The following is a 12343-nucleotide window of genomic DNA, read 5'->3' as shown; positions in this document are numbered from 1 at the left end:
TTTTCACGGTTTTTCGGAGCGCGGGTGAACCCCGGGAAGCTTGTCTTCCACCGTGGTGCGGTCGCCTTCGTTCCGGCGAGGATTTGGGGAGCTGGTCGCAAACCGGCCAATCTGAAAGACGGACGCACCGATGAACAGCAAGCGGTCCTACCTCGACACACTCAACGCCGGCAGGCAGCGCAGGCCTCAGACCACGCTCGAGCAGTTGAACCGCTCGCTGGAGACGCTGGAACAGCGCCTGGAGAGAACGCGCGAGGACACGATTGGACGTCCCGATCCCCGCCAATATGGCGCCGAACCGCGCTATCCCGCCGCACAGCCTTCGGCTCAGCCGCGCTGGTACCAGGATCCGCAGCCCGCAGCGCATCCGCAGGCCCCGATGCCGGCGCCGGCCGTCGGCCAGAACTACCAGAACCTTGCCCGCGATATCGACCGCATCCGCGGCCAGGAAGACAGCGTTGCCATGGTCGGCAAGATAGCCGGCGAGCTGCGCGGCATGCGCGAGGAATTGCGCCACCAGATGACTGCCGGGCTGCAGAGCGAATTCGAGGCGCTGCGCAAGGACATCGACCGCGCACTGCTGGCAAACGCCAAGTCAGGCGCTTCGGGCAAGGGCAGCGCCGAACTTGGCCTCGAATTCGAGCGGCTTTCCGGCGCCATCAAGACGCTGTCGGAAAAAAGCGACGACAGAAGCGTCAACATGCTGCGGCTCGAACTCGAACAGGTCAAAGCCGCGCTCGACACGCTGGCGCGCGAGGAGAGCGTGCAGAAGGTCGACCGCCGCTGGGACGATTTCGATCGTCGCTGGACAGCCTTCGAGGACCGCGTCGACGCCGACCAGCGCAACCGCTCACCGGACCCCGCCATTTCGGGCCTGACCGATCGGCTGGAGCAGATCAGCAACGCCGTCAACAACCTGCCGGAATCGCTATCCCTGCGCTCGCTGGAGGAAAAGGTCCGCACGCTGGCCAGCGCCGTGGATCATTTCGCCAGCCAGCAGGACAATCGCGGCGGCAGCACGCTGGCCATGATCGACGAGCGGCTGGACGAGATCTCCCGCGCCATCGTCGCCTCGACCGTCGCGGCACAGGCCAATACGCTCGACCATGAAGCCTTCGAGCGCATCGAGAAACGGATCGATTCGCTCGCCCGGCAGATCGAGGAAGTGGCGCAGGACCACCCCGGCAACGCCGTCGTCGACCGGCTGAACACGCTGTCTAGCCGGGTCGACGAACTCGCCGGCCGCGCCGCCCTGCCCGAGCAGGCAATGGAACGGCTGGCCAAGCAGATCGCGCTCATCGCCGACAAGATCGACCAGGCGCCGGCCATGCCAGACGCCGACTATATCTTCCACGGGCTGGAGCAACGCTTCGACGTGCTGTCGTCGATGATGGAACGGCGCCAGGGCGACGCCATCGAACAGGGCAACATGTTGTTCCGCGATCTTGAGCGCCGACTGGACGAGGTTGCCGACCGGCTCGACCGGCGCATGCCGCAAGTCGACGGCGCCGGCATCATGGAAGCCATCGATGCCCGCTTCACGGCGCTCGCCAAGCGCATGGAAACACGCATTCCCGACCCCGCCGGCGAAGCCGCGATCCGTGGCCTGGAAAGCCGGCTCGAAGACATTTCGAGCCGCCTGGACTCGTCCGCCGCGCAAGTCGCCGGCATCGATCCGGCGCTGATCCGCAGCCTGGAGGCGCAAGTCGCCAGCCTGTCCGCCCACCTGTCCAGGCCCAGCGCACCGCTGCCGGAGTTCGAGGACATCAGCCCACGCCTCAATGAAATCGAGAAGGCGCTGGCGGGAACGCGCGACTCCATCCTTGGCGCGGCGCGCGAGGCGGCCGAGAACGCGGTGCGCTCGCTGGCCGGCTCGGGCGCCGACACGTCGGCGGTTTCCGGCCTTGCCCAGGACCTGAAGACGCTCGAGACGCTGACACGCCGTTCCGACGAGCGTAACTCGAGAACGTTCGAGGCCATCCACGACACGCTGCTCAAGATCGTCGACAGGCTGGGTTCGCTGGAGCCAGGCGAACCGTCCGAGGCGATGAGCGAGCTCCTGGATGCACGCCCGGACGAAGCGATCGGCAAGCGCCGTGCGCGAGCCGGCAAGATGGCCGTGGACGCTCCGTCGATGGATATCGACGAGCCCATGCCGCTGACAGGGAACATGGCCGATCTCGACGGCCGCGCCGCCGCGATCATGCGCAGCCAGCCCGCTTCGCCACGCGGGCCGGGTGCGCGCTCGCCCGCGGAGGCGGCGGCCGCCGCCGCCATGGCCGCGCTTGGTTCCGATCCGATCGCCGGGAAGGGCGAGCCGACCGGCCGCCGCAAATCGATGCTGGGCGGCTTGGCGCGCGCCTTCAAGGGCAAGAAGGAAGCAGACGTTCCGCCGCTGGCGGGCTCGGTGCCGGGCCCGGAAATCCCGAGCGTCGATCTCGACGAGCCGCTCGACCCGAAAATGGCCAACCGGCCACTGGAGCCCGGCTCCGGCGCGCCCGACCTCAACGCCATCATGAAGCGCGTGCGCGACGAGCGCGGGCAACCGGCAAAGCTCAGCGACAGCGATGCCGCGAAATCGGACTTCATCGCGGCTGCCCGCCGCGCGGCGCAGGCCGCCGCCGCCGAGGCCGACGCCTTGAAGCGCCAGTCGACGATGAAGGGACCGGTGAAGGCGCTCAGGATCGGCGACCTGCTCAAGGCGCGGCGCAAGCCGATTTTGATGGCGGCCGCCGCGATCATGCTGGCGCTTGCCGGCTTGCAGCTTGGCAAGGCGTTCCTCGCCGATCCCGCCCAGGTGGCAAGCAATGACGCGCCGGCCGTTGCCTCGCAGCCGCTGCAAACCGCATCCGTCGACGCCGCGAGCCCGCCCAAGCCGGAAACCCAGTTGGCGGCGGCGAACAGCGAACCGGCCCGTGAGGTCAGGCAGGCCGAGCCCTCCGCTCCGGCGGTCAAGGACGACATGGTGGCGCAGACCGCGCTCGCCATGCCGTCGGACGGCGATGGGCCGACGAACGCCGGCCCGACGGCGGAGCGGGCTCCGACGGCGATGGCTCCCGTCATGCCTGCCGGCGCGGGTGCGGCAGGCTCCGACGCGATGGCTTCGGCAGAACCCATTTCCGCCGGTCCCGTCGCAGCGGCTCCTTCTTCTCCGGCACCTTCCGCTGCTGCCGGCGGAACGCAAACGACGGATGCGGACAGCGGTATCCAACCGACAGTGGCTGCACCGGCCATGGCCAATGACAGCACCGGCGCCGTCGTGCCCGCCGGCGCTCCCGCGGCCCCGGCCAAATTCGACATTCCCGCCGATGCAGGCCCGGTCGCCCTGCGCGACGCCGCAGCCACCGGCGACGCCAAGGCGCTGTTCGAGATCGGCTCGCGCTATTCCGAGGCGCGCGGCGTCAAGGAAGACATGGCGGCCGCGGCCAAATGGTATGAAAAGTCCGCGGAACTCGGCTTCGCTCCGGCCGAGTACCGCATCGGCAATTTCTACGAGAAGGGCATCGGCGTCCCGCGCGACATCAAGAAGTCGAAGACCTGGTACCAGCTCGCCGCCGAGCAGGGCAACGCCAGCGCAATGCACAATCTGGCAGTGCTGTTCGCCATGGCCGCGGACGGCGTGACCGACAATGAATCGGCCGCGCACTGGTTCCAGGAGGCCGCGGATCTCGGCGTGAAGGACAGCCAGTTCAATCTCGGCATCCTCGCCGCCAAGGGCGTCGGCATGAAGCAGAATCTGGAGGAATCCTACAAATGGTTCGCGCTCGTCGCCAAGACCGGCGACAAGGACGCTGCCGCCAAGCGCGACGAGATCGCCAACGCGCTGCGTCCCGAGCAACTCGAGCGCGCCCGCGCCGCCACCGAATTGTGGAAGGCCAAGCCGCTCGATCAGGCCGCCAATTCGGCCGACATTCCCGAATCCTGGCAAGATGGCACACCGCAGACCACGGCCAGCATCGATATGAAGAAGGCGGTCAAGAATATCCAACTTATCCTCAACAAGAACGGCTACGACGCCGGCGGCGCCGACGGCGTCATGGGCGCGAAGACCAAGAATGCGATCGTCGCGTTCCAGACTGACAACAAGCTGCCCGCGACCGGTGCGGTCGACGAAAAGCTGGTCAAGGCGTTGCTGGCGCGCAAATAGCGGCAGGAGCGTCGTATCCGCGACGCCCCTGCCACACATTTGCCTGTTAACTGCTTGAGATGTTTTTTGTTTCGGCGCGGCGGCGGGGTTTGACCCTGCCGCCGCTTCGGCGCAAGGAAAAATTGGCTTTTCGGTGCGATACTATCCGCAACGGCGGTATTCGCCGACTGGCAAACTGATCGAGACCGACGGGTGGGCATCTATCTCCCGATTGCGGAAATTTCCGTCAACGTCTTCGTGCTGCTGGCCATGGGCGCTGCGGTGGGCTTTCTGTCGGGCATGTTCGGCGTCGGCGGCGGTTTTCTCATCACGCCGCTCCTGATCTTCTACAACATCCCACCGGCAATCGCGGTGGCGACCGGCGCCAACCAGGTCATCGCCTCATCCTTCTCCGGCGCGCTGTCGCATATGAAGCGCGGCACGCTCGACTTCAAGCTCGGCGGGGTGCTGCTTGCCGGCGGCATCGTCGGCTCCACCGGCGGCATCTATGTCTTCGCTTTCCTGCGCAGGCTGGGACAGCTCGACCTGTTCATCTCGCTGCTCTATGTCGTGCTTCTGGGCACCGTCGGCGGGCTGATGCTGGTCGAAAGCATCAACGCGCTACGCGCCACGCGCAGCGGCGCGGCACCGGTGATGAAGAAATCCGGCCAGCACAACTGGATCCACCGCCTGCCGCTGAAGATGCGGTTCAGGGCCTCGAAGCTGTTCGTCAGCGTCATCCCCGTGCTTGGGCTGGGCGCGGCCATCGGCTTCCTGTCTTCTATCATGGGTGTCGGCGGCGGCTTCATCATGGTGCCGGCTCTGATCTATCTCCTGAAAGTGCCGACCAACGTCGTCATCGGCACCTCGCTGTTCCAGATCATCTTTACCTCGGCCTACACCACTCTGGTCCACGCCACCACCAACCAGACGGTCGACGTGATGCTGGCCTTTCTTTTGATGGCCGGTGGTGTCGCCGGCGCGCAATATGGCGCCAAGGCCGGCCAGCGGCTGCGCGGCGAGCAGTTGAGAGCGCTGCTGGCGATGTTGGTGCTGGCGGTGGCGATAAGGCTTGCCATCGACCTCTTCGTCACACCGCCCAATCTTTATTCGCTGTCCGGCGCGGGCTTCAACTGATGAATGGCCTGAAAGCGCTCGCAACCGCCGCTCTTCTGTCATTGATCGCCGCCGCACCCGCGAAGGCGCAGACGCCGCCGACCGAAAGCATCCAGATCGGCCTTTCCACCGACAAAGTCTCGATCACCGCCGGCTTTTCCGGCGCCGATCTGACCATTTTCGGCTCGCTGGAAAATCCCGATCCGCTGGTGGCGCGCCAAGGCCGCTACGATATCATCGTCGTGCTCGAAGGCCCACCCAAGCCGGTGGTGGTGCGCCGCAAGGACCGGGTGCTCGGCGTCTGGGTCAACCTGGAATCCGAGACCTTCGAAAACGTGCCGGTGTCCTATTCGGTGGCGACGACGCGGCCGTTGCAGGACATCACCGAGCCGAACAGCTACAGGCAATTGTCGCTCGGCGCCTCCAATCTCTACATGCAGCCGGCCGATGCCGGCGACAGCCCGGCCACGATCGAGGAATTCACCGCGGCGTTGCGCGAACGCAAGGCCGCGACCGGTCTCTACAGCGAGAATGTCGGCGGCGTGCAGTTCCTGTCACAGAACCTGTTCCGCGCCACGGTGCGGCTGGCGCCGAACGTTCCGGTCGGCACCCACAAGGCGCGCGCGTTCCTGTTCAAGAGCGGCCTGTTCATCAAGGAGAGCTCGGCCCAGCTCGAGATCCGCAAATCCGGTTTCGAACAGTCGATCTTCCGTGTCGCCCACGACTATTCCTTCCTCTACGGCGTCTTCGCCATATCGCTGGCCATGGTGACGGGCTGGCTCGGAAGGTTGATCTTCCGCAAGGACTAAAGCGGCTACAAAGGGGTTTTCCTTTCCCGGATCATGCTATAGACCGCCACCTCCCGGTCTACCGGGCAACACGCACAATTCAATTCGGCAGAGCGGTCCGATCACCCCGGACGACAGAGAGCGCACGCTTCACAGACGGCGCCGAACCGCTGCTTTAGCAGAGATGACAGGAGGCTGCGATGCGACCAGCATTCGCCGGCATCGATTTTGGCACTTCCAACTCCACCGTGGGCGTGGTCAGGAGCGGCCAGCCGCACCTCGTCGCGCTGGAAGGCGGCGAGGTCACGCTGCCAAGCGCCGTGTTCTTCAACTTCGAGGACAACCGTACCTGTTTCGGCCGCCACGCAATCGCCAATTACACCGACAGCGTCGAAGGTCGGCTGATGCGCTCGCTGAAGAGCGTGCTCGGCAGCGCGCTCGCGCAGGAAAAGACGCGCATCAAGGCGCGATCGATCGGCTTCATGGAGATCGTCGGCCTGTTCCTCGGCCATCTGCGAAAAAGACTGGAGGACGATGCCGGCGGCGCCGTCGAGAGCGTGGTACTCGGCCGGCCGGTGCAGTTCGTCGACGACGACGCCGAGGCCGATGCCAGGGCACAAAGCGAGCTCGAAGGAGCCGCCCGCGCCCAGGGCTTCAAGCATATCGCCTTCCAGTTCGAACCGATCGCGGCGGCCCTCGACTACGAGCAGAAGGTGACGCGCGAGGAACTGGCGCTGATCATCGACATGGGTGGCGGCACGTCGGACTTCTCGATCGTAAGGGTCTCGCCGCAGCGTGCCCGCTCGCTTGACCGCAAGGACGATATCCTGGCCAGCCGCGGCATCCATATCGGCGGCACCGACTTCGACCGATTGCTCAGCATCGCGCATGTGATGCCGGAACTCGGCTACCTCAGCCCGACCAAGGACGGCAAGCGCAACCTGCCGGCCAGCTACTTCATCGATCTTGCCACATGGCAACGCATCAACCTGGTCTACACGGCCAAGGCGATGACGCATCTGCGCCAGATCCGCTACGAGGCCGAGCGCGCCGATCTCGTCGACCGCTTCATCCATATCGTCGAGCACCGGTACGGGCACGCGCTGGCCGCTCTTGTCGAAAGGGCCAAGATCGAGCTGACCGACAAGGTCTCGGCCGATGTCGAGGTGAGGCTGCCGGAAGTCCAGTTCGCCGCCGAGATCACCCGAAAGGCGCTGGACGCCACGATCGCCAGGGACATCGAGCGCGTTGCCGCCACGGTCGGCCAGACCATCGGCGACGCCGGGGTCAAGTCGTCCGACATCACCGCCGTGTTCCTGACCGGAGGATCCACCGCGATCCCGCTGGCGAGACAAAAAATCCTGTCGCTGATGCCTCAGGCTTCGGTCATCGAGGGCGATATGTTCGGCTCGGTCGGACTTGGCCTTTCGCTGGACGCGCAGCGCAAGTTCGGCTGATATCCGGACAATTCACGAACGCGCGGACGCCTTCTCGTCGGCCCCCAAATGCGCCTTGAGCGCCATCTGGGCCAAGCTTGCCTGGCGGTCGCGATGTGTAATCATGGCGAAGTCGCGTTTCGGCAGTTCGAGCGGCACGGACCGCAGGCTGCCTTCGGCGACGGCGCGTCCGACGACGAGCTCCGAAATGATGGTGGCGCCGGCACCGGCCTCGACCGCCTGGCGAACCGCCTCGTTGCTCGGCAGCACCAGAAATATCTGCAGGTCGTCAAGCGAAATCCCTTCGCGGCGCGCCAGATCCTCCAGCACCTCCCGCGTGCCGGAACCGCCCTCGCGGATGATCCAGCGCAGCCCTTTTATGTCGGGGCGGCCCGGCGCGATTTCGGCGATCTCGGGATGAGAACCGGCAACCACCAGCATCAACCGGTCGATATCGACCTTGGCGCGGCGCAATATGTCGGACTCGGTGCGCCCCTCGACCAGGCCGAGATCGGCGGTTCCATCCAGCACGCTGGCTTCGACCTGCCTGGTGTTGCCTATGCTGACGCTCAGCCTGACCGCAGGATAGGCTTCGTGGAAGGACGCCAGCCGGCGCGGCAGCCAATAGCTGGCGATCGTCAGGCTGGCGGCGATGGAGAGGCTGCCGGCAACCGTCTGCGAGACATGTTCCAGCACATTGCGTGCGGCGGCGGCTCGTTCCAGTACGGCCTTGGCTTCTGGCAGGAACCGGTGACCGGTCTGGGCAAGCTCGATGTTGCGGCCGACGCGGTTGAACAGATGGACGCCATGCTGCTCCTCAAGCGCGCGGATGGCGGCCGACGCGGCCGATTGGGAGATGCCCAGCAGCTCCGCCGCCTTGGTCATGTGGCCGCGCTCGGCGACGGCGACAAATATCCGCAACTGGTCAAGTGTCATAAGGCATTAAGAACCAATATCGATCGAATTTACAAGAACAACTGATTAGACGGGTTGATAGCTTTATTCTAAGTTTTCAATCGAAGTTAGAAAAAATTCGCTACCGATTGACAGAGAATGAAATGATCGGGGGGTTCAAGTCCCTGTTCGCGCACTGGACCCGCGGCCTGCGGCGGCGGCTGGCCGGCGATCGCTATCATCCGGAAGAGCATTACATGCGCGGTCCCGGGCCGAAAACCAGGGCCAAAGCCGCGAACCGCAGAAGCGCTCGGGGATCATGACCCAAGGATCTCTGCGCGGCGCGAATTCCGCCCCGTCCCAACGCCCGCTCGCCGACACGAACGCACCCGACGAGAACGATGGCGTCGACACCTCGCCCGCCGTCTCCGACCGCATCGCCAAGACCACATGCTATATGTGCGCCTGCCGCTGCGGCATCGACGTGCACATCAAGGACGGCAAGGTCCGCTACATCAACGGCAACAAGGATCATCCGGTCAATCGCGGCGTGATCTGCGGTAAGGGCAGCTCCGGCATCATGCAGCATTACAGCCCTGCCCGGCTGAAAAAGCCGCTGCTGCGCACCGGCTCGCGCGGCTCGGGAGAATTCCGCGAGATCGAGTGGGAAGAAGCGCTGACGATCGCCGCGGAGCGGCTTTCGTCCATCCGCCGCAGCGACCCGAAGAAACTCGCCTTCTTTACCGGCCGCGACCAATCGCAATCCCTGACCGGCTGGTGGGCAAGCCAGTTCGGCACGCCGAACTTCGCCGCGCATGGCGGTTTCTGTTCGGTGAACATGGCCGCAGGCGGGCTTTATACGATCGGCGGCTCGTTCTGGGAGTTCGGCGAACCCGACTGGGACAATACCCGGTATTTCATGCTTTTCGGCGTCGCCGAGGACCATGATTCCAACCCGATCAAGATCGGCCTCGGCAAGCTGAAGGCGCGCGGCGCCAAGGTGGTGTCGATCAATCCATGCCGCACTGGCTACAACGCCATCGCCGACGACTGGATCGGCATCCGGCCGGGCACCGACGGCCTATTCGTGTTTGCCCTCATCCACCAGCTCTTGAAGGCAGGCCGCGTGGATCTCGACTATCTCCTGCGCTACACCAACGCCCATGTGCTCGTCATCCAGGATCCGGGTGCGGCCGATGACGGGCTGTTTGTCCGCGATGGCGCCGGCAACCTGCTCGCCTGGGACAGGGTGGCGAAGGTGCCTGTCCGCGCCACCGACGCCAGCGCCAAACCGGCACTGACCGGCAGCTTCACCATCGACGGCCGTCGCTGCGTTCCGGCGTTCCAGCTGATCGCCGATCGATACCTCGATGAGAGCTATTCGCCCGATGCGGTCGCGGAGCGCTGCGGCATTGCCGCCGGCACGATCCGCAGGATCGCCGCCGAGCTCGCACATGTCGCCTTTGAGCAGACGATCGAACTGCCGGTGGCGTGGACCGACTGGGCCGGCCGCCGCCACGAGACGATTAGGGGACGGCCCGTGTCGATGCACGCGATGCGCGGCATCTCAGCCCATTCCAACGGTTTTCATTCTTGCCGAGCCATTCATCTGCTGCAGGTGCTGCTCGGAACGGTGGACGTCCCGGGCGGCTTCCGCTTCAAACCGCCTTATCCGCGTTGCGCGCCGCCAGGACCGAAGCCTGCCGGCAAGAACGTCCGGCCGATGACGCCACTGGACGGCATTCCGCTCGGCTTCGTCTGCGGGCCTGACGACCTTCTGGTCGATGAGGCAGGGGTGCCGATCCGCATAGACAAGGCCTATTCCTGGGAGGCGCCGCTCGCTGCGCACGGCTTGATGCACACCGTCATCCGTAACGCCTGGGCCGGCGATCCATACAAGATCGACACGCTGATGATGTACATGTCGAACATGGCCTGGAATTCCTCGATGAACACCGTCGAGACGATTCGTATGCTGACCGACCGCGACGAGGCGGGCAATTACAAGATCCCTTTCATCATCTATTCCGACGCCTATTATTCCGAGACCGTGCCGTTCGCTGACCTCGTGCTGCCCGACACAACCTATCTCGAACGGCACGACTGCATCAGCCTGCTCGACCGGCCGATCAGCCATGCCGACGGACCGGGCGATGCTATACGCCATCCCGTGGTCGAGCCGGACCGGGACGTGCGCCCGTTCCAATCGGTGCTGATCGAGCTCGGCGCGCGCCTCGGCCTGCCGGGTTTCGTCAGAGAAGACGGGGCGGCCAAATATGCCGACTATGCCGACTACATCGTCAATCACGAGCGCACGCCCGGTATCGGCCCGCTTGCCGGCTGGCGCGGCAAGGACGGCAATTCGACCGGCAAGGGCGAGCCAAACCCGGACCAGTTGCAGCGCTACATCGACAATGGCGGCTTCTGGCACCACGATTTCGCTGAGGACCAGCGCTACTACAAGATGGCCAACCGGTCCTATCTCGATTTCGCGGTGCAGATGGGCTTCATCCCGAAGGCCGAACCAGTCGTCTTCCAGCTCTATTCCGAACCCTTGCAGCGCTTTCGTCTTGCCGCGCGCGGCCATGGTCGGGCCGTGCCGCCCGAGAGCGAACGCCAGCGCATCGAGACCTACATGGACCCGCTACCCTTCTGGTACGTGCCGTTCGAGGAAGCGGCCGTCGACCAGCAGAAATATCCGTTGCATGCGCTGACGCAGCGGCCGATGCACATGTACCATTCCTGGGGTTCGCAGAATGCGTGGCTGAGGCAGATCACCAGCCAAAACCGGCTGTTCGTGCATGAGAGGACCGCCGCAGGTCTCGGCCTTGCCGACGACGACTGGGTGTGGATCGAAAGCATCAATGGCAAGGTCAAGGGACAGATCAAGCTGGTCGAGGGCGTGAACGAAAGCACGGTCTGGACCTGGAACGCCATCGGCAAAAGGCGCGGCAGCTGGGGGCTGAAGGACGATGCCGCCGAGAGCAATCGCGGCTTCCTGCTCAACCACATCATCGGCGACCAGACCACGGCAGACACCAACGGCAGGCGGTATTCGAATTCCGATCCGGTGACCGGCCAGGCGGCATGGTTCGATCTCAAGGTGCGCATCGTCAAATGCGCGGCGGAGGAAGCCGGTTTCACCGAGCCGCAATTCGAGCGTTTCCACCAGCCGCCGCAATTCCAGCCATCGCCGGACACACTTCGCTTTGGCGCCGAATTCCGCATGAACAGGGAAGCCGCCAAATGACCTGCGTCCCCGCCCACACGGGCAAAAAACTAGGCCTGGTCATAGACCTCGACACCTGCGTCGGTTGTCAGGCCTGCGTCACCGCCTGCAAGGAATGGAACACCGGCGGCCACATGGCGCCGCTGACCGACATCGACCCCTATGGCGGCCATGTCGACGGCGTCTGGTTCAATCGCGTGCACAGCTACGAGCACACCACCGCGATGGGCGGCCGCACGGTGAACTTCCCGCGCTCGTGCCTGCATTGCGAGACGCCGGCCTGCGTCACTGTGTGTCCGACCGGCGCCTCCTACAAACGAGCCTCGGACGGCATCGTGCTGGTCGATGAGGACAAGTGCATCGGCTGCAAGCTATGCAGCTGGGCCTGCCCCTATGGCGCGCGCGAATTCGACACCGATGTCGGCGTAATGAAGAAATGCACGCTCTGCGTCGACCGCATCTACAATGACAATCTGGCCGAGGAGGACCGCGTGCCGGCCTGCGTCGCGGCCTGTCCGACTAGCGCACGGCATTTCGGCGATCTCGGCGACCCCGCCTCGGCGGTGTCGCAACTGGTTGAGGAGCGTGGCGGTGTCGACCTGATGCCGGAACTCGGCTACCGCCCGACCAACAAATACCTGCCGCCGCGCGCGCATACCGAACGCGCCGCAAAGATTTCTGCGCCAACCCTGGAGCCGGTGAGGGCCGAGGGTGGGTTCCTCGGCTGGGTCGACCGCATGCTCTCGAACTAAAC

Annotated in this window: 7 protein-coding genes; 6 read left to right on the top strand and 1 reads right to left on the bottom strand. The window is 64.9% G+C overall.

From position 1 onward, the window contains the following. The first annotated feature begins 130 nt into the window (after nucleotides 1–130). From FJ940_RS23320 to FJ940_RS23305, 4 genes are all read left to right on the top strand, one after another. The gene (locus FJ940_RS23320; RefSeq protein ID WP_140658064.1) at nucleotides 131–4147 is read left to right on the top strand and encodes a peptidoglycan-binding protein; all 4017 of its coding nucleotides are present in this window, start codon (nucleotides 131–133) and stop codon (nucleotides 4145–4147) included. 192 nt (nucleotides 4148–4339) lie between these two features. Continuing rightward, complete coding sequence (locus FJ940_RS23315; protein WP_140560874.1) at nucleotides 4340–5263, top strand: sulfite exporter TauE/SafE family protein; 924 nt, start codon at nucleotides 4340–4342, stop codon at nucleotides 5261–5263. Then, a complete protein-coding gene (locus tag FJ940_RS23310) occupies nucleotides 5263–6051 on the top strand; it encodes a TIGR02186 family protein (RefSeq protein ID WP_140496681.1) in 789 nt (262 codons plus the stop codon). Before FJ940_RS23315 ends, FJ940_RS23310 begins: the two co-directional genes overlap by 1 nt. Nucleotides 6052–6230: 179 nt before the next feature. Beyond that, a complete protein-coding gene (locus FJ940_RS23305; RefSeq protein WP_140513226.1) occupies nucleotides 6231–7487 on the top strand; it encodes an Hsp70 family protein in 1257 nt (418 codons plus the stop codon). Nucleotides 7488–7499: 12 nt separating this feature from the next. Here FJ940_RS23305 and FJ940_RS23300 read toward each other — a convergent pair whose 3' ends face one another. Further along, complete coding sequence (locus tag FJ940_RS23300) at nucleotides 7500–8402, bottom strand: LysR family transcriptional regulator (protein ID WP_140496685.1); 903 nt, start codon at nucleotides 8400–8402, stop codon at nucleotides 7500–7502. Between the two features lie 277 nt (nucleotides 8403–8679). Here FJ940_RS23300 and FJ940_RS23295 point away from each other — a divergent pair, with 277 nt between their 5' ends. Both FJ940_RS23295 and FJ940_RS23290 read left to right on the top strand, forming a co-directional pair. Next, nucleotides 8680–11610: a molybdopterin oxidoreductase family protein gene (locus tag FJ940_RS23295; protein WP_140658062.1), complete on the top strand. Its 2931-nt coding sequence runs from the start codon at nucleotides 8680–8682 to the stop codon at nucleotides 11608–11610. Next, a complete protein-coding gene (locus tag FJ940_RS23290; RefSeq protein WP_140496689.1) occupies nucleotides 11607–12341 on the top strand; it encodes a 4Fe-4S dicluster domain-containing protein in 735 nt (244 codons plus the stop codon). The genes FJ940_RS23295 and FJ940_RS23290 overlap by 4 nt, the downstream gene beginning before the upstream one ends. Nucleotides 12342–12343 lie beyond the last annotated feature (2 nt).

It is taken from the genome of Mesorhizobium sp. B2-3-7, assembly GCF_006442695.1.
Classification (GTDB): domain Bacteria; phylum Pseudomonadota; class Alphaproteobacteria; order Rhizobiales; family Rhizobiaceae; genus Mesorhizobium.
This window is presented reverse-complemented; position numbering and strand designations above follow the sequence as displayed.